16 protein-coding genes and 4 pseudogenes are annotated in these 22,564 nt (G+C 38.3%); 15 read left to right on the top strand and 5 right to left on the bottom strand.

The window, feature by feature from the left end; translation table 11 throughout:
• The first annotated feature begins 31 nt into the window (after nucleotides 1-31).
• From rsmH to HX13_RS15305, 15 genes and pseudogenes are all read left to right on the top strand, one after another.
• A pseudogene (gene rsmH, locus HX13_RS15375) lies at nucleotides 32-926 on the top strand (16S rRNA (cytosine(1402)-N(4))-methyltransferase RsmH).
• A 66-nt stretch (nucleotides 927-992) separates the two neighbouring features.
• A pseudogene (locus HX13_RS15370) lies at nucleotides 993-1,359 on the top strand (FtsL-like putative cell division protein).
• Nucleotides 1,343-3,364: a penicillin-binding transpeptidase domain-containing protein gene (locus HX13_RS15365; protein ID WP_050021806.1), complete on the top strand. Its 2,022-nt coding sequence runs from the start codon at nucleotides 1,343-1,345 to the stop codon at nucleotides 3,362-3,364. The pseudogene HX13_RS15370 and the gene HX13_RS15365 overlap by 17 nt, the downstream one beginning before the upstream one ends.
• 32 nt (nucleotides 3,365-3,396) lie before the next feature.
• On the top strand, nucleotides 3,397-4,857 hold the full coding sequence (locus HX13_RS15360) for a UDP-N-acetylmuramoyl-L-alanyl-D-glutamate--2,6-diaminopimelate ligase (protein ID WP_050021805.1): 1,461 nt from the start codon (nucleotides 3,397-3,399) through the stop codon (nucleotides 4,855-4,857).
• 91 nt (nucleotides 4,858-4,948) lie between these two features.
• Nucleotides 4,949-6,190, top strand: coding sequence for a phospho-N-acetylmuramoyl-pentapeptide-transferase (gene mraY, locus HX13_RS15355; RefSeq protein ID WP_050021804.1), 1,242 nt, complete (start codon nucleotides 4,949-4,951; stop codon nucleotides 6,188-6,190).
• Between the two features lie 61 nt (nucleotides 6,191-6,251).
• Nucleotides 6,252-7,586: a UDP-N-acetylmuramoyl-L-alanine--D-glutamate ligase gene (murD, locus tag HX13_RS15350; protein WP_050021803.1), complete on the top strand. Its 1,335-nt coding sequence runs from the start codon at nucleotides 6,252-6,254 to the stop codon at nucleotides 7,584-7,586.
• Between the two features lie 25 nt (nucleotides 7,587-7,611).
• Nucleotides 7,612-8,850: an FtsW/RodA/SpoVE family cell cycle protein gene (locus HX13_RS15345; protein WP_050021902.1), complete on the top strand. Its 1,239-nt coding sequence runs from the start codon at nucleotides 7,612-7,614 to the stop codon at nucleotides 8,848-8,850.
• 59 nt (nucleotides 8,851-8,909) lie between these two features.
• Nucleotides 8,910-10,001: an undecaprenyldiphospho-muramoylpentapeptide beta-N-acetylglucosaminyltransferase gene (gene murG, locus HX13_RS15340; RefSeq protein ID WP_050021802.1), complete on the top strand. Its 1,092-nt coding sequence runs from the start codon at nucleotides 8,910-8,912 to the stop codon at nucleotides 9,999-10,001.
• An 80-nt stretch (nucleotides 10,002-10,081) separates the two neighbouring features.
• Nucleotides 10,082-11,440 carry a UDP-N-acetylmuramate--L-alanine ligase gene (gene murC / locus HX13_RS15335; RefSeq protein WP_050021801.1) on the top strand — a complete coding sequence of 453 codons (1,359 nt, stop codon included), beginning with the start codon at nucleotides 10,082-10,084 and terminating at the stop codon, nucleotides 11,438-11,440.
• A 56-nt stretch (nucleotides 11,441-11,496) separates the two neighbouring features.
• Nucleotides 11,497-12,471: a cell division protein FtsQ/DivIB gene (locus HX13_RS15330; RefSeq protein WP_050021800.1), complete on the top strand. Its 975-nt coding sequence runs from the start codon at nucleotides 11,497-11,499 to the stop codon at nucleotides 12,469-12,471.
• Between the two features lie 90 nt (nucleotides 12,472-12,561).
• On the top strand, nucleotides 12,562-13,947 hold the full coding sequence (gene ftsA / locus HX13_RS15325; protein WP_050021901.1) for a cell division protein FtsA: 1,386 nt from the start codon (nucleotides 12,562-12,564) through the stop codon (nucleotides 13,945-13,947).
• An 85-nt stretch (nucleotides 13,948-14,032) separates the two neighbouring features.
• Nucleotides 14,033-15,939, top strand: a pseudogene (gene ftsZ / locus HX13_RS15320) (cell division protein FtsZ).
• An 88-nt stretch (nucleotides 15,940-16,027) separates the two neighbouring features.
• Complete coding sequence (locus HX13_RS15315; RefSeq protein WP_050021799.1) at nucleotides 16,028-16,474, top strand: GatB/YqeY domain-containing protein; 447 nt, start codon at nucleotides 16,028-16,030, stop codon at nucleotides 16,472-16,474.
• A 457-nt stretch (nucleotides 16,475-16,931) separates the two neighbouring features.
• Entirely contained in the window at nucleotides 16,932-17,342 is a 411-nt protein-coding gene (locus HX13_RS15310; protein ID WP_050021798.1) for a BrxA/BrxB family bacilliredoxin, read from the top strand.
• Nucleotides 17,343-17,446: 104 nt separating this feature from the next.
• Nucleotides 17,447-18,962: pseudogene (locus HX13_RS15305) on the top strand (GH3 auxin-responsive promoter family protein).
• Between the two features lie 32 nt (nucleotides 18,963-18,994).
• Here the strand turns inward: HX13_RS15305 and HX13_RS15300 are convergent.
• The 5 genes from HX13_RS15300 to HX13_RS15280 form a co-directional block, all read right to left on the bottom strand.
• Nucleotides 18,995-19,402 (bottom strand): hypothetical protein, encoded by a 408-nt coding sequence (locus tag HX13_RS15300; RefSeq protein ID WP_050021797.1) that lies wholly within the window; start codon nucleotides 19,400-19,402, stop codon nucleotides 18,995-18,997.
• Nucleotides 19,403-19,439: 37 nt separating this feature from the next.
• Nucleotides 19,440-19,778: a hypothetical protein gene (locus tag HX13_RS15295; RefSeq protein ID WP_050021796.1), complete on the bottom strand. Its 339-nt coding sequence runs from the start codon at nucleotides 19,776-19,778 to the stop codon at nucleotides 19,440-19,442.
• 4 nt (nucleotides 19,779-19,782) lie between these two features.
• Nucleotides 19,783-20,544 carry an endonuclease/exonuclease/phosphatase family protein gene (locus tag HX13_RS15290; protein WP_238555390.1) on the bottom strand — a complete coding sequence of 254 codons (762 nt, stop codon included), beginning with the start codon at nucleotides 20,542-20,544 and terminating at the stop codon, nucleotides 19,783-19,785.
• A gap of 284 nt (nucleotides 20,545-20,828) precedes the next feature.
• Nucleotides 20,829-21,827 carry an endonuclease/exonuclease/phosphatase family protein gene (locus HX13_RS15285; protein ID WP_050021795.1) on the bottom strand — a complete coding sequence of 333 codons (999 nt, stop codon included), beginning with the start codon at nucleotides 21,825-21,827 and terminating at the stop codon, nucleotides 20,829-20,831.
• Nucleotides 21,828-21,835: 8 nt separating this feature from the next.
• Nucleotides 21,836-22,564 carry a rhomboid family intramembrane serine protease gene (locus HX13_RS15280; RefSeq protein ID WP_050021900.1) on the bottom strand — a complete coding sequence of 243 codons (729 nt, stop codon included), beginning with the start codon at nucleotides 22,562-22,564 and terminating at the stop codon, nucleotides 21,836-21,838.

The following is a 22,564-nucleotide window of genomic DNA, read 5'->3' as shown; positions in this document are numbered from 1 at the left end:
ATATTGTATTTAATAAAAAACACAATTAAGCATGTATCATAACCCCGTTTTGTTGAAGCAGAGTGTAGATGATTTGGTGACGAATCCCGACGGAATATATGTGGACTGTACCTTCGGTGGAGGTGGCCACTCAAGGGAAATCCTGAGCAGACTTTCCGAAAAGGGAAAATTATTCAGCTTCGACCAGGATTTAGACGCGCTTAAAAATACAATTGATGATCCCCGGTTTACATTGGTAAATCAGAATTTCAGATTCCTGGAAAACTCATTACTGATGTACGGAATCTCACAAGTGGACGGGGTTTTAGCCGACCTGGGGGTTTCATCACATCAGTTTGATGAAGCAGACAGAGGATTCTCTACCAGAAGCAATGCCCCTCTGGATATGAGAATGAATGTCATGCAAAACCTGGATGCAAAACGGGTGATCAATGAATATGGAGAAGAAGAACTTGCTGATATTTTCTACCACTATGGAGAATTAAGAGAGGCCAGAAAACTGGCAAGAGAAATTGTTCACCACAGAAAAACAAAGACTATAGAAACTACTGAGGATCTGAAGAAGCTTTTTAGCTATATCCCTCCTCATAAAGTAAATAAATTCTATGCCCAGCTTTTTCAGGCGGTGAGGATTGAAGTCAACCAGGAACTGGAAGTATTAAAGGAAATGCTGGTTCAGGCTTACAATATTTTAAAACCGGAAGGAAGATTAGTGGTTATCTCCTACCATTCTTTAGAAGACCGTTTGGTAAAAAGATTTCTGAAAAACGGAATGTTTGAAGGCGAGCCGGAAAGAGATATCTACGGAAATTATAAAAAAAGCATTTGAATTGCTTAAGAGCAAAGCAATTATTCCTGATGATAAGGAAATTGAAGAAAACTCCAGAGCAAGAAGTGCAAAAATGAGAACAGGAATAAAGGTATAAATGATAAATCATAAGTGATAAACGATATCAACTGACTTTTATCATGAATCAATTATAAACAAAGCTTTGGCAAAAAGAACAACAAATCGCCCACAGAAGAGACTCACTTTTATAGACATTATAAAAGGAAACTTTCTGAACCGTGATGAGATCAAAATACATTATAAGTATTTTCTCCTGTTGTTTGTACTGATGATGGCTATGATTTACAGTAACCATCTCGTCAATAAAAAAAATTAAAATTGTCAATGCCTTAAAAGAAGAAACAGAAGAATATAAATCAAGAAACGCTTACGCCCAGAGTAAGCTGATCAAAGTAAAAATGGAATCAGAGCTGGGGAAAGAAGTCGCCCGGGATTCATTAATGACCCTGGAAAACCATCCTCACAAGTTGCTAATAAAACTGGACAGTACAGATGCAAAAGCAAAATGAATACGACAATAAACGTAAAAAAACGTTAAGATGGGGCTACCTCTTCGCAGTGGTAGCTTTGTGCGTGTTTGTAATGTTCTTGGCAAGGATCGTTATCCTTCAGAATACCAATGTTCAGGAAATTAAAGATGATTACATTAATAAAAACTACCGTGAGGCCACTCTAAAGGCTGCACGGGGTAACCTGTTTGCTTCTGACGGGTCTATTCTTGCAACAACCGTAATGCGGTATGACATTTATCTTGACTTCAAAACAATGAAAGATACAGTCTACACCAATAATATCGGTGCCCTGACTGATTCCCTGAGCAAAATGTTCGGAAAACCCAGAAGCGAATTCAGACAAAAATTTGACGAACAAAAGAAAAAGAAAAACCAGTATTATACCTTGGTAAAAGGTCTTGATTTCGACCAATACGACAGAATAAGAAAATTCCCGATTTTTAAAAGAGGAAAAAACAAAGGAGGATTTATTGTTGACCGGAACTACAAAAGAGAGCTGGCTACCTCAGAAATCGGTGCAGGAACCATCGGGATAGATAACGGGGAATTTAAATCCGGACTTGAAGGTGCCTTTTCAAAATATCTAACAGGAACCGACGGAAAAAGACTGGAACAGAGAATCAACTCTTCCCAATGGAAACCTATCGACTTCTGGAAAGTACAGGAGCCGGTAGATGGAGAAGATGTCTATACAACCTTAGATCTTAGAATTCAGGACATTGCACATTCTGCCCTGGAGAAGCAGCTTATTAATTTTGAGGCAAAGCATGGCACCGTCATTGTCATGGAAGTGGAAACAGGAAAAGTACGTGCGCTGGTTAACTTAAGAAGAACAGAATCAGGTGAATACGAAGACTCTTATAACTATGCCCTGAAAGATAATATTGAGCCGGGCTCTACCTTTAAAACCATTTCTTTGCTGGCTGCAATGGACGACGGTTTCATTGATGAAAATACCACTGTAAACGTTGGTAACGGTGTCTGGACCTACGCAAAACAAAGAATTTCTGATGGTCACGGTGGAGGCACCTATGATATCAGTGATGTATTGGCCAAATCCAGTAACGTAGGAACCGCCAAGCTCATCACAAAATACTATGCTGAAAAGCCCCAGATCTTCCTCGACCATCTGAAACGCTGGAAGTTATTTGACAAAATGGATATCGAGCTTCCGGGTATAACAAAGCCGAAAATCGTAACTCCTCAGAACAAAAGATGGAATGCTGCAACATTAGCATCCATTTCATACGGATATTCTTCAAATATCAATTTATTGCAATTAACAACCTTCTACAATGGAGTTGCTAATGGAGGTAAAATGCTTAAACCGCTATTCATTGATAAAATCATGAAGGACGGAAAAGTAATGTACAACGCAAAGCCCGAGGTAATGGTCAATAAAATGGCTTCAGAAAAAGCTATTAAAATGATGACCAGCGCCTTAACAAAGGCAGTTGAAAAAGGTACCGGACGAAGTATCTTCACGCCCAACCTGAAGATGGCTGGGAAAACAGGAACAGCAAGATTTGAATACTGGCTTCCGGGCCCAATGAAATATAGGGCTTCATTCGCCGGGTTTTATCCTGCAGATGCGCCAAAATATACATGCTATGTCATGGTGAGCGAACCTAATACCGCAATCGGATTTTATGGAGGTTCCGTAGCGGCTCCGGTATTTAAAGAAATTGCAGGAAAAACATTCCTGAAAACACCACAGAATATTGAAAAAGAAATGCTTGTAGACAAAAAAGTAAACCTTAGCAAAATGGTTGAACCCAACGTCAAAATAGCAGTGAATGATAAGCAGATGCCTAATGTAGTAGGATTAATAGGTAAAAACGTGATTCCACAATTGGAAAACCTGGGATACCGTGTCGATTATAAAGGAGTGGGAAGGATTAAGGAACAATTCCCGCTGGAAGGCACCACAATTAGTAAGAACCAGAGAATTTATTTGTCTCTGCAAAATTTAAAAAAACAGAGTCCCGAAGGGACGATTTAACAAAAAAATAGGGTCAGGTCCTATTGATAAAAATGATAATACAAGAATTAGTAAACAGAATTCCGGTAATAGAAATCCACGGTGACGTCAACCGTGAGGTTGCTGCGCTGGTGTTCGACAGCAGAAAAATTACAGAGAACGCTCTTTATATTGCCATAAGGGGTACCGTAGTGGATGGTCACTCATTCATTGCTTCCGCTATTGAAAAAGGAGCAACAACAATTGTTTGTGAAGAGTTTCCTGAAACATTAGCCGAAGGGGTAACCTACATAAAAGTAAAAGATTCATCCAAAGCATTGGGTCGCCTTGCTTCCAATTTCTATGGGAATCCCTCTCAGAAGCTGAAATTGGTGGGTGTTACAGGAACCAATGGAAAAACTTCTGTATCTACCCTGCTTTTTGATGTTTTCAAAAATCTAGGGTATGATGCTGCTTTACTATCTACTGTTGAGATCAGAATCGGAGATGAAATTATTCCGGCAACTCACACCACTCCGGATATCATTACCATCAACAAAATTTTAGCGGAAGCTGTAGAAAAAGGATGTGAATATGCTTTCATGGAAGTAAGCTCTCACGGAATCGCCCAAAACAGAATTGAAGGACTACACTTCAAAGTAGCCGGTTTCACAAACCTGACCCACGATCATTTAGATTATCATAAAACATTTGAAGAATATTTAAAAACAAAGAAAAGATTCTTCGACGAATTAGAAGATACAGCCATTGCCATCACCAATATAGATGACAAAAACGGCCCCGTAATGCTTCAGAATACCAAAGCTGAAAAGAAGTCTTATGCCTTGAAAACCATGGCGGATTACCATGGAAGACTTTTAGAAGTGGATTTCAACGGAATGTTGCTGAATTTCAACGGGAAAGAGTTCTGGACAACATTGACAGGAAAGTTTAATGTTTACAACTTATTGCTGGTTTTCGGAATTGCAGCGGAACTTGGTTTTGAACAGGACGAAATCCTTCAGGCCATCAGTAAGCTGAAAAGAGTTTCAGGAAGATTTGAAACATTCAAATCAGATGGAGGAATCTTTTTTATCGTAGATTATGCCCATACGCCGGATGCATTAGAAAACATCCTGGACAGTATCAATGATATCAGAACAAAAAATGAAAGGTTAATTACCGTATTCGGATGCGGAGGAGACAGAGATCACTCCAAAAGACCTGAAATGGGAAATATTGCCACTAAAAAATCCACATTGGCCATCATCACTTCAGACAATCCGAGAACAGAAGATCCGGCACAGATCATTAAAGAAATTGAAGCGGGCGTTGAACCTCAAAACTTCAGCAAATATACTTCAATTCCGGACAGAAAAGAGGCCATAAAAATGGCGATAAAGTTTGCTGAACCTAAAGATATTGTTTTAGTAGCCGGAAAAGGCCACGAAACCTATCAGGAGATAAATGGCATAAAACACCATTTTGATGACAAAGAAGTAATTAATGAGCTTTGGAGATTAATGAGTAAATAAAAATTAAATTAAAAAATTGAGGTTCAGGGATTAAGACATTATAAGTTTCTAAATACCTTGATTTCTTAATCCTTAAATTAAAAAAGAAGACATGCTATACTATCTATACGAATATCTAACTAACCATGGAATTCATATTCCGGGATTGGGAATGTTAAAATACATCTCCTTCCGAGCCGGAATGGCTGTCCTTTTCTCTTTGATTATTGCTCTTGTTTTCGGAAAAAGAGTCATCAACTACCTGAGAACAAAACAGATGGGAGAATTAGTACGAGACCTTGGATTAGATGGTCAGAAGCAAAAAGAAGGAACCCCTACCATGGGTGGCCTTATCATCATTCTCGCTACCATTATCCCGGTATTATTATTTACAAGAATTACCAATGTTTATATTGTTTTGTTACTGGTTTCCATGTTTTGGATGGGAGCGATCGGTTTCCTTGATGACTATTTGAAGAAAATCAAAAAAAATAAAGACGGATTAAGCGGAAAATTTAAGATTGTAGGGCAGGTTGGTCTTGGGCTAATTGTCGGAATTACAATGTATTTCCATCCGGATATCACGGTTAAAAGAAAATATGCCGATGCAAAAGTTGTAAACCGGAATAATGTGGAACAGAACTTTATGCCTACAGAAAAAATTACGGTTTCTACTGTTCCGTTTGCAAAGAACAATGAATTCGACTACAGCGGAATTTTGTTTTGGATGAATGATAAAGATGCCCACGAATGGGCATGGATTGTCTTTATCCCTATTGTTATCTTCATTGTTACTGCTGTTTCAAACGGTGCTAATATTACAGATGGCATCGATGGCCTCGCAGCAGGGACAAGTGCTGTCATATTGCTTACCCTGGCCCTTTTCGCCTATCTTTCGGGGAACATTATCTTCGCAGACTATCTCAATATCATGTTCCTTCCCAATATGGGAGAGACCACCATTTTTGCCGTAGCGATGGTAGGTGCGGTGATCGGGTTCTTCTGGTACAACACCTATCCGGCACAGGTTTTCATGGGAGATACAGGAAGTCTAATGCTGGGAGGAGTGATTGCCGTTTTAGCCATTATATTGAGAAAGGAATTACTGATTCCCGTTTTGTGCGGAATCTTCTTAATTGAAAACCTCTCTGTAATGCTGCAGGTAATCGTTTTTAAATACAGAAAGAAAAAATACGGGCTGGAATATGCCCAAAACAACAGGCTATTTAAAATGTCTCCATTACACCATCACTATCAGAAAGAAGGATTTCACGAAAGTAAAATCGTCAACAGGATGATCATTATCGGGGTAATACTGGCAATTGTATGTCTGATCACATTAAAAATGAGATAAAATTAAAAGCTATAAGCATTAAGCCTGAAGCTTAAAGCTTGTAGCATAAAGCTTTTATAATATGAAAATAGTTGTTTTAGGAGGTGGAGAAAGCGGATGTGGAGCTGCTTATTTGGCTAAAAAGAAAGGGCTGGAAGTATTTCTTTCAGACAGAGGAGCCATTAAAGATAACTATAAGCAATTTCTTATCGACAATGAAATTGAATTTGAAGAAGGAAACCACGATGAAGACAGGATTTTACATGCTGACTGGATTGTAAAGAGCCCGGGAATTCCCAAAAAGGCAGACATTATCCACAAAATTCATGAGAAAGGGATAAGACTCTCTTCTGAAATTGAATTTGCATCTGAATTTACAGATTCAAAAATTATTGCCATTACCGGAAGCAACGGAAAAACAACCACCACTTCCCTGATCTATTACATCCTGAAAAATGATGGGCTGAGTGTAGGATTGGGAGGCAATATAGGATACAGTTTTGCCAAGCAGGTAGCTGATGAAAACCATGAATATTATGTACTGGAAGTAAGCTCGTTCCAGCTGGATGATATTCAGAATTTCAGACCCTATATTTCTTTGCTGCTGAATTTGTCCCAGGACCACCTGGATCAGTACAACTACAACTACGAAGAATATGCATTGGCAAAATTCAGGATTGCTGAAAATCAGGAAAACGACAACTTCTTCATCTACAATAAAGATGATGAAATGAGTAAAAGCATTCTTGAAAAACTAGAAATAAAAGCGAAAATGATTCCTTTCTCCACAAAAGAAAAATTGTCTGAAGGAGGTTTCATTAATGATGATAAAATTGTGGTTAAAATGCAAGACGAATTCTCAATGAAAATTGATGAATTATCTCTGCTTGGAAATCATAACGTTGCCAACAGCTTAGCGGCCTCAATTGCCGGTAAAATACTGGAAATCAATAATGAAAGTATCAGAAATTCATTAATGACTTTTCAGGCTGTAGAACATAGACTGGAATTTGTAGCTGAAATTGAAGGAGTTAAATACATCAATGACAGTAAAGCCACCAACGTTAATGCCACGTATTACGCACTGGAAAGTATGAAAACACCAACCGTGTGGATTGTTGGAGGACTGGATAAAGGAAATGATTATACCGAAATTGAAGAACTGGTTAAAAGAAAAGTAAAGGCAATTGTTTGCCTGGGAATTGATAACAAGAAGATTATAGACTTTTTTAGAGACAAAAAAGAATTTATTTATGATACTTCAAGTATGGAAGAGGCCGTGAAAATATCAAAATCATTGGCTAAAAAAGGAGACACAGTTCTGCTGTCCCCTTGCTGTGCAAGCTTTGATTTATTTAAAAGCTATGAAGACAGAGGGCATCAGTTTAAAGAGCAGGTATTAAAAGCCAATGGCTAATAGCCAGAAGCCAATAGCATTAATTATGGACGAACAGAACACAGAAAGCAGATTTGAATTTCTAAAGGGCGATAAAGTACTTTGGATGGTCATTCTTGTGATCTCCATTTTCTCGATTTTCCCTGTTTACTCTGCAAGTTCAAACCTGGAATACATTGTGAATAACGGGACCACTACAGGTCACGTCATAAAACATATGTTCTTTGTAGTCTTAGGATTAGGAATTATGAGATTGGTAGGAACCGTAAAATATGAATACATCGGAAAGCTCAGCAGCATCCTGCTGGGATTAATGATTATTTTATTGATTGTTACCATGTTTACCGGACAAACCATTGACGGAGCCAGTGCCTCAAGATGGTTAAAAATCCCGGGAACCCCTATCTCATTCCAACCATCATCTTTTGCATTTTTAATGCTGATTATCTATTTATGCAGATATTTAACAAAAAAAATCACAAGAGAAAGGCTTCCTATAGAGAATATCATGTATATTTTCGGCCCGATACTTCTGGTTTTTGTATTAGTGGCAAAAGATAACGGGTCTACGGCATTGATGATTTTAATGGTTTCTGTCATTGTCCTGGTTATCGGCCAGCTACACTGGAAATACATTGCAGGATTTATTTCTGCCTCCTTTGTAGCCATTGTACTCTTTTTACTGATTGCATTGAATACCAATATGATCGGCGGAAACCGTGTCCATACATGGATGAGCCGTATTGAAACATTTACCTCCAGCAAAGCCAAAACGGCAGATACCGATGATGAAAGCGTAAAAGCTAAAAACTATCAGGTAATGCAGGCAAAAGCCGCCATCGTACATGGTGGAATTACAGGAATGGGGCCGGGAAAAAGCGCATTGAAGCAAATGCTTCCACAATCTGCTTCCGACTTTATCTTCGCGGTTATTGTAGAAGAATACGGATTAATAGGTGCCGCCTTCCTGATCAGCCTATACCTGATTATGATGATACGGATTGTGATGATCGCCAGCAAAATGCCGGCATTCTTCGGATCCTTGCTGGTACTCAGCCTTGGGGTAATGATTTTTATCCAGTTATCGGTCAACATAGCCGTTGCCGTTAATCTGATCCCGGTTACAGGACAGCCGCTGCCTTTAATAAGCTATGGAGGAACTTCCATGTTGGTAACCTATTTGCAGTTGGGAATTATTTTAAACATAAGCTCCAGAATCCAGATTTATGATGAAGAAGGAATGGGCAAAAAACAAAGTATAGCAGAAATAAACGATATAGCATAAACCAAAGAGTCCCGAAGGGACGATTTAACAAAAACAGGCGTAGCCCTATTAACAAAACGATGAGCAAAAAAATAAAAATATTACTATCAGGCGGAGGAACAGGAGGACATATCTTCCCTGCCATTGCTATAGCTGATGAGATCAGGAAAAGATTTCCTGATGCAGAATTTTTGTTCATTGGGGCCAATGGGAAAATGGAGATGGAAAAAGTCCCTCAGGCCGGTTATAAAATAGAAGGAATTGATATTGCAGGAATCAACAGGGGGAATTTATTATCCAACCTTGGTCTGCCTTTCAAAATTTTAAAAAGCCTGTCCCGATCTAAAAAAATTATTAAAAATTTTGCCCCGGATTTTGCGGTGGGCACAGGAGGTTTCGCCAGTGGACCCGCTTTGTACGAAGCAAGTAAGCTGGGAATTCCAATTTTTATCCAGGAGCAGAATGCCCATGCAGGTGTAACCAATAAAATATTGAGCAAAAAAGCAAAAGCCGTATTTACAGCCTATCCGGAAGTGGAAGGATTCCCCGCTGAAAAAATAAGGTTTTTAGGGAACCCTATCCGTTCTGCTATTGTTTCAGGAATGCAGGATACTGCTCAGGCTAAAGAAAAAATGGGTTTAGATAAAAATAAACTTACGATATTATCCGTAGGAGGTTCCTTAGGCTCCAGAACATTGAATAATGCCTGGAAAGAAAACCTGGAAAATCTGCAAGAAAAAGGTTATCAATTGATTTGGCAAACCGGAAAGTTGGATTATGATGAACTATCTTCCAACCTTCAGCTTTCAGCGTCCATTCATCTGAAAGAATTTATCAGAGATATGGAAACAGCCTATTCTGCAGCAGATGTAATTGTTTCAAGAGCCGGAGCCATTGCCATTTCAGAGCTGGCAGTAGCACAAAAACCTGTTTTACTGGTGCCCTTCCCTTTTGCTGCAGAAGACCACCAGACCAAAAATGCTATGAATCTGGTTGAAAAAAATGCAGCCAGAATGGTAAAAGATTCTGAAATGCAGGAAAAATTCTGGAATACATTATCAGAAATCTGCGAAAACGAAAGCTTAAGAAAAGAAATGTCTGACAATCTGAAATATTTTGCAAAGCCCAACGCCGCAAAAGAGATTGTAGACGAAATTTTTAAATTAATGTAAAAGTATCATTGTACAATGTATTAATAACAACAATACCCATGAATACATCATACATGAATACAACAATACAAAGCAAATAAATGAACAATTTACAAACATATCAGACTTTTTATTTCGTCGGTATCGGAGGTATCGGAATGAGTGCCCTGGCGCGCTATTTCAACGCCTCCGGAAAAAAGGTATTGGGCTATGATAAAACCAATACAAAACTTACCCAAAACCTGATGGAAGAAGGAATTGATATTGTTTTCGAAGATCTTATTGATGAGAAAATAACTTCCCTTCAAAAAGAAAATACATTGGTAATCTATACTCCTGCGATTAAAACCCTGGATATTTTAGATTATTTTAATCAAAATCAATTCGATGTTCTCAAAAGAGCAAAAGTTTTAGGACTGATCACAGAAAATACAGATTGTATAGCTGTAGCAGGAACCCATGGGAAAACGACTACATCTACCCTGATTTCCCATTTATGTAAAGAAGCAGATTTACCGTTTTCATGCTTTTTAGGAGGAATTTCTGAAAATTTCAGATCCAACTTCCTGTATAACGGCTCTGTCTATTCAGTGGTAGAGGCTGATGAATACGACAGAAGCTTCCTGAACCTTTCCCCCGATTGGGCTGTTGTTACATCTACAGATGCTGACCATTTGGATATTTATGGTGACAAAAACCATATTGAAGAAGGCTTCAGACAATTTGCAGCCCTGGTTCCGGAAGACAAAAAGCTGTTTGTAAGAAAAGGAGTGGAAATCGGCAGAGGACATCAAACCTATGCTGTAAATGAAAAAGCAGACTATTACTCTGACAACCTGCGTATGGATCATGATAAAATCTATTTTGACTTCCACACCCCAACAGAGACCGTAAAAGATTTGGTATGGGAAATTCCTGGTATCCACAATGTGGAAAATGCTACCGTAGCATTGGCTATCCTTCACAATTTAGGTGCAGATTTTGATACGCTGAAAAAGGCCATTGCCAATTTTAAGGGAATTAAAAGAAGATATACCAAACACATTTATCCTAACGGTAAAATTTATATTGATGACTATGCCCATCATCCCACAGAAATCAATGCTGTAATGGGCTCTATTAAAACATTTTACCCGGATAAAAAACTATTGGTTGTCTTCCAGCCACATCTCTTCAGCAGAACAAGGGACTTTGCCGATGGATTTGCTGAAAGCTTAAGTCACTCTGATGAATTGATTCTACTGGATATTTATCCGGCAAGGGAACTTCAGCAGAATTTTGAAGGAATCACTTCAAACTGGCTGCTTGAAAAAGTGAATTTAGAGAAAAAAGAAGTATCCGCGTTAGCTGATGCTTTTGAAAGAATAAAAGAAAAAGATTTTGACATCCTCCTTACAGTAGGCGCAGGAAATATAGACACTCTATATGACCCTGTCTGTGAATGGCTGGATAAATTATAAAAGGTATTTGCGTATTCTTGAATACATGCTACATCAATACATGAATACAAAAAAGTATGAAAAATAAGTACAGAATATTAAAAATTGTTGTCACCGTAATTATCCTGGGATTGTTACTGAGCTTCTCATTGAAGAGGTTCAGCCGCCAGTCTATTACAGACAATAAAATTTCTGTAAAAATGAATGAAAAAACCCCGGTTTATTTTGTTGATGAAAAAGATATCAGGGAGATCGTTAAAAAAGAGAACCCCTCAGGAAAAGTGGGAGACCTCAATATCCCTGCATTAGAGAAAAAAATAAACGCTCTTCCCGCAGTTGATAGTGCTAATGTCTATCTGAATCTGAACGGTAAGCTCAATCTGGATATCAAACAGAGGGTGCCCATTTTCAGGCTCAATAAGGATGGTAAAGATTTTTATGTAGATGAGAAAGGTATTGAATTTCCGATTTCGAGAACTTATTCCCATCCGTGTATGCTGGTAACGGGAAATGTACAGCCCGATGAGTATCAAAAACTGGCAGAACTGGTTGAAAAGATTGATAAAGATGATTTTAGCAAGAAATATTTCATCGGAATTTCAAAATATAAAGACAGCTACAGTCTTCTGACAAGTGAGGGAAATTACAGAGTGGAGATAGGAGATTTGGACAATATTGACTTTAAAGTAAAAGGATTTAAAACTTTTGTGGAAAAATACCTGGTATATCAGGATCCACAAAAATACAGCATGGTGTCTGTAAAATACCAGAACCAGATTGTAACCACCTTAAATCCCTATTTCAAAGAAAATGACAGTCTTTTAAAAGCTGGAAAGCTTGAGCTGGCAAAAGCCCCGTCTCTTGCTGCAGCTAAAAAAACGGAAATCAAACCAAAAGCAGCAGAACCAAAAAAAACGGGCTCCACAGCGGTAAAACCGAAAGAAAGCACTAAACCAAAAACACAATCTAAAGAAACGAAAAAAACAGAGAAAAAAGCACCGGTTCCGGCACAGTCCAGGCCGAAACCAAAACCCAAAGTAAAAATAGAATAAGAAAAAGTCCTTAAGGGATGATTTAGCACAAAACAGGATATAGTCCTGATTATGGAAAAAGTAGAAAAAAAATCAAATCGATATAAACAAATGGAAAATCAAGAGTATTCAGTAGGTCTGGACATCGGGACAACAAAGATAGTCGCGATTGTCGGAAGAAGGAATGCACACGGGAAAATAGAAGTTCTCGGTGTAGGTAAAGCTAAAAGTCTTGGTGTTCATAAAGGTATTGTGAATAATATTTCACAGACCATTAATTCAATCAAGGCTGCAGTATCCGAGGCACAATCCAGTGCCGGAGTTCCTATCCGCAAAGTAACGGTAGGTATTGCTGGAAAACACATCCGTTCTCTGCAGCACTCCGATTATATTATGCGTGAACATCCTGACAAATTTATTACGGATGATGACATCGAAGCATTAAAAGATCAGGTAAAAAAGCTGGTGATGCTTCCGGGCGAAGAAATCATCCACGTGCTTCCTCAGGAATATAAAGTAGACTCCGAAGGAGAAATCCAGGAGCCTGTCGGAATGCATGGAAAACGTTTAGAGGCGAATTTCCACGTAGTAGTCGGACAAATGGGAAGCATCAGAAATATTGCAAGGTGTGTACGGGAAGCTGGATTAGAAATGGAAGCCCTTACTTTAGAGCCATTGGCCTCTTCAGAAGCCGTACTAACCAAGGAAGAAAAAGAAGCAGGTGTAGCCATTGTCGACATTGGAGGTGGTACTACCGATATTGCTATATTTAAAGATAATATCATCCGTCATACCTGTGTTATTCCATATGGAGGCGGAATCATTACGGAAGATATCAAAGAAGGATGTTCCATTATTGAGAAACATGCCGAACAATTAAAAGTAAAATTCGGATCCGCTGTGCCGGAATTGGAAAAAGACAGTACTTTTGTAACCATTCCCGGCCTTCACGGAAGGCCAGACAAAGAAATTTCTTTAAAAACTTTAGCACAGATTATTAATGCAAGAGTAGAAGAAGTTCTGGAAATGGTTAACACTGAGTTAAAAGCTTACGGTGCTTTTGAGCAAAAGAAAAAGCTGATTGCCGGAATTGTTTTAACCGGTGGCGGCTCCAATTTAAAGCATCTTCGCCAGTTGGCCAACTATACAACAGGCTTTGACAGCAGAATCGGTTTTGCGAATGAATATATCGCCAATGATAAAAATCAGTACCTGAAAGGCCCTGAATTTGCTACGTCTATTGGGTTACTGATGGAAAGTTTAAAGATCAGAGACAAAAAACAGGCAGCTGATGAAGTGGAAGAAACTGTAAACGAGCCCACTAAACCTGAGGCAGCATCTGTACAAGCAGAAAGCGCCCAGCCGGTTCAGCAGCAGGCAACACCCGTTCTGGAACAACCTGCAGCCAATGAGCAACGTGAAAACAGAAAAGCGAAATTGACTTTCGGGCAATCGCTTATGGAAAAAGTAAAAAAATTCTTTGAAGAAGTAGAGTAAATTATAAATGATGAATGATAAGCGATAAACGATTTTTTCCTTATCAATTATCATTAATCAATTATCAATTATAAAAAGTATAGTTATGGAAAATATAGGTACACAAGGATTTTCATTTGACCTACCAAAGGGGAATTCATCCATTATAAAAGTAATCGGTGTAGGAGGTGGTGGAAACAACGCACTAAAGCACATGTATGAAAAGGGTATTCACGGGGTAGACTTCGTAATTTGTAATACGGATGCCCAAACACTGGATAATAACCCTGTTGCCAATAAAGTTCAGCTGGGAACTTCCATTACGGAAGGTCTTGGTGCCGGAGCAGATCCTGAAGTAGGTGAAAAATCAGCTATCGAAAGTATTGAAGATATCAAGGCCGCCATGGGCCAGAACACGAAAATGGTGTTCATCACCGCCGGAATGGGTGGTGGTACCGGTACCGGGGCTGCACCCGTTATTGCTAAAGTAGCAAAAGACATGGGAATACTGACCGTAGGTATTGTTACCGTCCCTTTTAGCTTTGAAGGGAAAAGAAGGCTTGAGCAGGCTGAAAACGGTCTTGACAAATTAAGAAATAATGTTGACTCGTTAATTGTCATCAACAATGATAAACTAAGACAGCAATTTGGGAACCTTGGTTTCAAACAGGGGTTTTCAAAAGCCGATGAAGTGCTTACCAATGCAGCTAAAGGAATGGCAGAGGTGATTACAGGTTACTTTGATGTAAATATTGACTTCAGGGATGCCAAATCTGTCCTTCAGAACTCTGGTACTGCCTTAATGTCTACTGGTATTGCTTCAGGTGAAAACAAAGCAGAAGAAGCCGTAAGAAAGGCACTAGATTCTCCGCTATTGAACGATAACAAGATTACAGGAGCGAAAAACGTTCTATTGCTGATCAGAAGCGGTGCGGAAGAAGTTACCATGGACGAAATAGGAGTGATCATGGACCACATTCAAAAAGAAGCCGGAAATACAGCCGACATCATTTTCGGGGTAGGTGCAGACGAAGAATTAGGAGATGCTGTAAGTGTTCTTGTTATCGCTACAGGGTTTTCCAATGAGAACAAAAAGTTTGCAGGCCCTACGGAAAAGATCAGAATCAGCCTTAATGACAGTTTTGATGCGCCCAAAAATTCACCTTTTAAAACGAGGGAAGAAAGAGAGGCCACTTCTGAAACAACACACGATTTCGGAGGCAAAAATCTTTTCAGATTAGATGATGAAGATCACGATACCCCGTTCAATGTGACATCTACTGAAAAAAAAATGATTATTGAGGAAGAAATCAAAACAGAAATCAAATTCTTTGATAAAGAAGAAGATACCCTGAACAGCCCGGAGCAAAACTGGAGAAATGGCGAAGAAAATGAACATGATGCCTATAGTTTGTTTACTATTGATGAAGAATCAGAAGATCCAAAACGACCTGGAAATCCAATCTTTCAAATTTGATTTTGAAAACAAAAAAGAAGAGCCTCAATCCGGAACACCTCTGAATAATTCTTTTTCAGAAGAGAAACCTGTTGAATTCAACTTCTTTGTGAATGAGCCATCCAGAAATCAGCCTAAAACAGATTTCGGACAGCCTAAGGCTGAATTCAATGCTCCCGCAAGTGTAGTCGCTGAACCTGCTGCAAAAATGGAAACTTTCTATCAAAAACAGGAGGAACCAAAGGCAGAAGCAAAGCCTGCTGCTGAAAGCAAAGTGGAAACACCCAAGCCTGAAGAATCAGAATTCACTTTTGTGAATAAAACAGTGGACCAGGACAGAGTAATCGAAAGAAGAAATAAACTAAAAGAATTCAATTCCCGCTACCAAAGCTTTGATAGTACAAGCGAATTTGAATCTATTCCTGCTTTCAAAAGAAAAAAATATTTCGATCGATGGAAACAATGCATCAGACCAGAATATCAATACATACCTGTCTGATAACAACGGTTCTATGCAGATCAGAGAAAACAGGTTTTTAAATAAAGATGTAGATTAACACTATAAGCTATACGCAGTAAGCTACAGGCTATTACAGCCGAATGAAAACGCTTACTGCTTATTGCCTAAAGCCTAAAGCCCAAACCATGAGTTTAGAAAATACAATAAACGAAGCTATAAAAACAGCAATGAGAGCTAAAGACAAAGTGGCTTTGGATTCTCTGCGTGCTGTAAAATCCCAGATATTGCTGCTTAAAACTGAGGCTGTAGGAGCTGAAGTAACTGCAGAACAGGAAATTGCTATTCTTCAGAGAATGGTAAAACAGCGTAAGGATTCTTACGACCAGTTTACAGCACAGGGAAGAAATGACCTTGCTGAAGTAGAAGATGCTCAAATGAAAGTTATTGAGCAGTTTTTACCAAAACAGCTTTCTGCTGAAGAACTGGAAACAGAAATTAAAAACATTATTTCTGAAACCGGAGCTGAATCTATCAAAGATTTAGGGAAGGTAATGGGAGTGGCTTCAAAAGCATTAGCCGGAAAATCTGACGGAAAAAGTATTTCCGAAATGGCTAAAAAGCTCCTTTCTTAAAACGTGACGTGCATTTGGATTCAGAGTGATTCTGAAACCATATAGCCGCTTCACACCATAACTATAGGATATTCAACCTTTGCATATCGATTTGATTAAGAATCCCGGGACTTTTTCAAGTCCCGGGATTCATTTTCTCTTAATCTAAAAATCCCTTTTTAAAGCTCAATACTTTCTTTGAAAAAGAGATCAATAATCTGTCATCATGGCGACAAAATAAGCGATTCTTCAGTTGAGGGAAAGTTATAAATGTTTTTTCATGGTCGCTTGTTTTTCAGAATCATTTCAAATTTAATAAAAATATTTTATTATACATAATTTTAATTCACCTTTTTTAGAATATTATTGAAATATTAATATTACATTAATTTTATATGACTAATCCATTGATAGTTATTATATATTGAAGAAACGTAAAGAATTGTTTAACTTTGTACAGATAAAAAAAACAAAATATATGTATCCAACAGATTTAGTAATGCCTATGAAGGCTGAGCTTACAGATAAAGGGTTTCAGGATTTAACGACTCCTTCTCAGGTGGAAGAAGCCTTAAAGCAGTCAGGAACCACACTACTGGTAATCAATTCCGTATGCGGATGTGCAGCAGGAGCAGCAAGACCAGGAGTAGTATATTCTTTAACAGGAGATAAAAAGCCGGATCATTTGACTACTGTTTTTGCAGGATTTGACACAGAAGCTGTAGCAGAGGCCAGAAAACACCTTGCTCCTTTCCCGCCAAGCTCTCCATGTGTAGCTCTTTTCAAAGACGGAGAACTGGTTCATATGCTGGAAAGACATCACATCGAAGGAAACCCTGCAGGAGCTATTGCAGCAAACCTTCAGGCAGCTTACGATGAATATTGCTAAAAAACAATAAATCTAATGCACAACCGTTACAAAATTTGTAACGGTTTTTTTATTTAATACGATAAAAATTCTCTGAAAATTCAAATATCATTATATTTGTTGGAATGGCAACCAAAGCACTTTTCAATACCGTAGTCAACTGGTTTATCCGTCAAAGGATAGATCAGATCCAGAATTTCATTGATCATCCCATTGAAACACAGAAAGGTATATTATTCTCCCAGTTGTTTCATGCGGAAGATACAGAATATGGCAAACTATACGGATTCAATTCAATTTCCAGTTACCAGGACTTTAAGAACAAAGTTCCTATAGTAACTTATGAGGATTTTGAGCCTTATATTGAAAAAGCGAGACAGGGATATAAGGATGTGAGCTGGCCGGGCCTTATAAAGCATTTCGCCAAATCTTCCGGAACCACCAACGCTAAAAGTAAATTCATCCCTATTTCTGCTGAAAGCCTCGAATATTGCCACATGAAGGCCGGTAAGGATATGGTCTCCATTTACGCCAATAACCATCCCGAAAATCAGCTTTTTACCAACAAAAACCTCAGATTGGGAGGAAGTTCAGAACTTTATGCCGATTTTAATACCAAATTTGGTGATCTCTCTGCTATTTTAATAGATAATCTCCCTTTCTGGGTAGAAATCACGACTACTCCAAGTAAAAAAAGTATCCCTGATGTCTGAATGGGAGAGTAAACTGAAAGCCATAACCTCAGAGGTTAAGAATGAAGATGTAGGAAGTATTCTGGGAGTACCAAGCTGGATGATGGTTCTTTTACAGAGAGTGCTTAAAGAAACTCAGGTCAGCAACATTGCAGAGCTATGGCCTAATCTGGAGGTCTTTTTTCACGGCGGAATCAGTTTTAAGCCCTACAGGGAACAATACAAGCAGATCATCGGAAAAAACATCAATTACTATGAAATTTATAATGCATCTGAAGGCTTCTTTGGTATACAGGACAGATCAGATAGTGATGAGATGCTTCTCATGCTGGATTATGGGATATTTTATGAGTTTATCCCTATGGACCAATTCCATTTCTCAAGCCCTAAAGTAGTAAGCCTTGAAGAGGTTGAAATAGGAAAAAACTATGCGATGGTAATTACCACTAACGGAGGGCTATGGAGATATCTGATCGGTGATACGGTAGTATTTACTTCCACCAGTCCGTTCAGGATAAAAATAACAGGGAGAACCAAACATTATATTAATGCTTTTGGAGAAGAACTGATGATTACCAATGTGGAGTCGGCATTAGCTAAGGCTTGCGAGGCTACAGGTGCCCAGATTACGGATTTTACAGGCGCTCCTGTATTCATGAAAGAAAACGAGGGCGGTGCTCATGAATGGATTTTTGAATTCAGCAGGCTTCCGGATGATCTGGAGAATTTCATTGATGTTTTTGATCAGCATTTAAAGACCATCAATTCAGATTATGAAGCCAAAAGATATAACAATATGACCCTTAAAAGACCTATAGTACACATCGCCAAACATAATTTGTTCTACCACTGGCTTGAGTCTAAAGGTAAGCTGGGAGGGCAGAATAAGGTACCAAGGCTAAGCAATGACAGAGAATATATAGATCCTTTACTGGAACTCAATAAATAAAAACCACAGCCTTGGGGCTGCGGTTTTATTTTTTATTTGCTTAAATCTTCTTTTAACTTTTTGGCAGCATCCTCTACTTTTTCGGCTCCTTTCCTGGCAGCTTCTTTAGCATCTTTTCCTGCTTCCTGGGCGCCGCTTTTAATATCATTCCCTACTTTGCTAAGATCCTGTTTTGTTTTATCTGCAGTAGCATCAATTTTATCCTTTGCTTTCTGGGCTGCATTATCAATTTTATCTCCCGCCTGGTCTAATTTTTTATTGACATCTTCCTTAGCCTGATTAATTTTTGCTGAATCTACATCAGGAGATGTTTCCGTAACCGTTGTGGTAGTGGTAACCGATCCGTCAGGATTTTCTACCTGCTCCGTCTTTGTCGTTGACTTTGTGCATGCTACAGCGAATACTGAGATTGCCAGAGCTGCTAAAATGTGTTTTTTCATATTGTATTATTTTTAAAATGTTTTGGCTTATTCTGTTTTAGGGGTAGCGGCCGGCGTTTTCTGAAACGGTTTGTTTTTTGACAGCGTCCGCCTTTTTCTTCTCCTCCTCCACTTTCTTTTTATTTTCTTCCTGAAGTTTCTTCTCCTCTTCCAAGCGTTTTTGAACCTGTTTCACAGAGTCCAGATATTGCGGGGAAGACATTCTGATCTTACGGGCAACATCCACAGAGACAGCTCCATTTGAAAACGAATCAATAGCTGTCGTATCATAATGAACTTTAATATCTTGCTCAGCTCCGAAACCCGGAGATTCTTTTTTAGAACATGCCGTAAAAAGAATACCAAAGATAAAAGCTGCGGATAATAAATTTTTCATGGAACTAATTTAGCAGAAATTCTGCAATTACAGGATAGTGATCTGATAATTTTACAGACTGGTCTACCTTATAGCTTAAAGGAATAATTGATTTTGAACTGAAAATATAATCAATCCTCAAAGGTATTTTGTAATCATGAAAGCTGCTCGCACTTCCTTTTCCTGCTACTAAAAATGCATCCTGAAGGTCTTTTCCCAGATTATAGTATTCATAAGAATTGGGAACAGAATTAAAGTCGCCAGCCAGAATTACAGGATAAGGAGAAAGATCAATTACCTTCCGGATTTTCTTTACCTGATCTTCATGGGCCTGAAAGGTAGGAACCATATGAGACAGTAAAGTAGACACATTTCCGATCCCCAATCCATCAAGCTTGGTAAACATGGTCTTATGAAGACGGAAAGGCTCCAGATAGACATTGATAATCCTGATCATTTTCCCGTTAATGTCAACATCTGCATAGAAAGAATTCCCCCTCGCCTTATCTTCAATAATTTCCTCCTGTCTTATAATTTTATGCTTCGTTTTTAGAATTACTGAGGGATATTTTACCAGATCACGCTTTATAGCACGGTTAGTATCCTTTTCCTGAACCAGGATAATATCAGGATCCTGCTCTTTAATATAATTTTTTATCTTATCCCATCCATAATCACCATACTTAACATTAAAAGTCAGCACCTTAATATCCCGTATCGTTTTTACATTTTCTGTTTTAGGGGAAAAATTAATCCATCTTCTTATCGGATTATAAAAAATAACCATACCCAAAATAAAGGCAAAAGCTATTTTCTCTTTTTTAAAAAATCCATACCAACGTAAGAAGTATATATAGAGACATCAGATATGGGAAGCCCAGGGAAAGAAGATTAAGGTCTCCCAAAAAGTTAGGTGGAATCCATGCATTCCCTAATGTGCATAATAACAAAACAGCGACAACGATATGTATAAATAGTAATATCTGGTTCGACTTCATGAAAAAACGGTCTTGGTACACATTTTTTAAGCAAAAACCCTACCAAGCAGTTGAATTTTAACTATTTTTATGATTATTTCTCCGTTAAAGAAAGTTCTGAAATAACGGGATAATGGTCTGAAATACTGACGGAACGGTCAACTACATAAGAAACAGCCCGTATCGGCTTCGAAGAAAAAACATAATCTATCCGGATAGGAAATTTATAATCGTGAAAGCTTGTAGCACTTCCTTTTCCGGCAGTTACAAAGGCATCTTCAAGTCCCTCTGATAAGTGGTAATATTCATAAGAATTCGGTACAGAATTGAAGTCTCCTGTTAAAATAACGGGATAGGGAGAGTTTACGGTTATGGTATGAATAGCATCTACCTGTCCCTGGTGCTTTTTAAAAGTAGGAATAAGTCTCTTTACAACATCTTTCAGTTTCTGTTCATTGTCATCTGTGTTTCCGTTTAGCCTTACCATATCCTTTTCAAATTTAAAAGGATAAAGATATACATTAAGGAATTTATAGACCTTCCCTCTTATTTCTATATCAGCCTGCAGTCCTCCCGGTACCCCCTCACCTTCATCTGAAGCATATATTATTTTATCATTCAGGATTTTATATTTTGTCAGAATGGATAAATAGCCGTTAGGTGCCGTTCTTTTATAATCTTTCAATACAGGAAATTCCCTTCCGCCATCCTCCTGCAGGAGAATAACATCTGCATCCTGGGCCTTCAGATACTGTTCAATATCTTTTTGCCCCATAACACCTCCTTTAATATTGAAAGAAACAACCTTTATGGCAGGTGTTCCTTTTTTATCATCAGAAAAATTAACCCACCTTTTTACGGGATTTATAAATGCCAACCCTGCAAACATGAATACAAAAGCTCTTTTCTTCCAGCTGGCAACCCAAAAGATTGTCAGGATACAATAAGAAATGATAAGAACAGGAAATCCCAGGGAAAGCAGATTGAACCACGGAAATATTTTAGGGGGAATATAGGCATTCATTAAGGTGCCCAGCAAAAGAAATAAAATTCCCAGGTGTACAATTAATAGTATGAGCCGAAAAATTTTCACAAAATGCGTTAGTTGAATCTGTATAAATGTTTTTTCCAGTTTCTTGCCAATAACCAGCCTACCAACGCTCCCCCAACATGCGCCAGGTGAGCAATCCCTCCTCCATTTCCGGAAACACCAAGGTATACAGAGATTACAACAATAATAGGCAGCAGATATTTTACTTTCATGGGAACCGGAATAAACATAATTCCAATTTTGGCATCAGGATATAAAGTAGCAAATGCCGCTACAACTCCAAAAATAGCTCCTGAAGCACCTACCATAGGTGTTTTCACAATTCCATCTAAACTCCCCAGCAGTTCTCTTTGTTTTAGAATCGCGTCTGTATTTCCACTAAACTCTACACTAGCTCCGGATAAATAAGCATTGACATTGAATCCTAATTGCTGTAATTCATTAGAAATCTGCTGAACTTCAACGAAATTCCATAAGTTGAAAAGGAAGAATGCTCCTAATCCGCTTGCAAAATATAATAATAAGTATTTTTTATCTCCTAATGTTTGTTCCAGAATAGGACCAAAACTAAACAAAGTCAGCATATTAAAAAGAATATGCATTAAGCCTCCATGCATGAACATATGGGTAATAATCTGCCATGAATGAAAATACGGTGAAAATGGATAAAACCCAGCAAGATAAGCTATCGCCTGATTTCCGAGAAAATAGGTAGCAATGAATACAATCACATTGATAATGATGATATTTCTTGTGATGGGCGGTATATTGTTAAACAT

The sequence above is a fragment of the Chryseobacterium sp. P1-3 genome (assembly GCF_000738495.1).
Classification (GTDB): Bacteria; Bacteroidota; Bacteroidia; order Flavobacteriales; family Weeksellaceae; genus Chryseobacterium; species Chryseobacterium gallinarum.
Note: the sequence above shows the minus strand (reverse complement) of the source record. Positions and strands in the feature narration are given on the sequence as shown.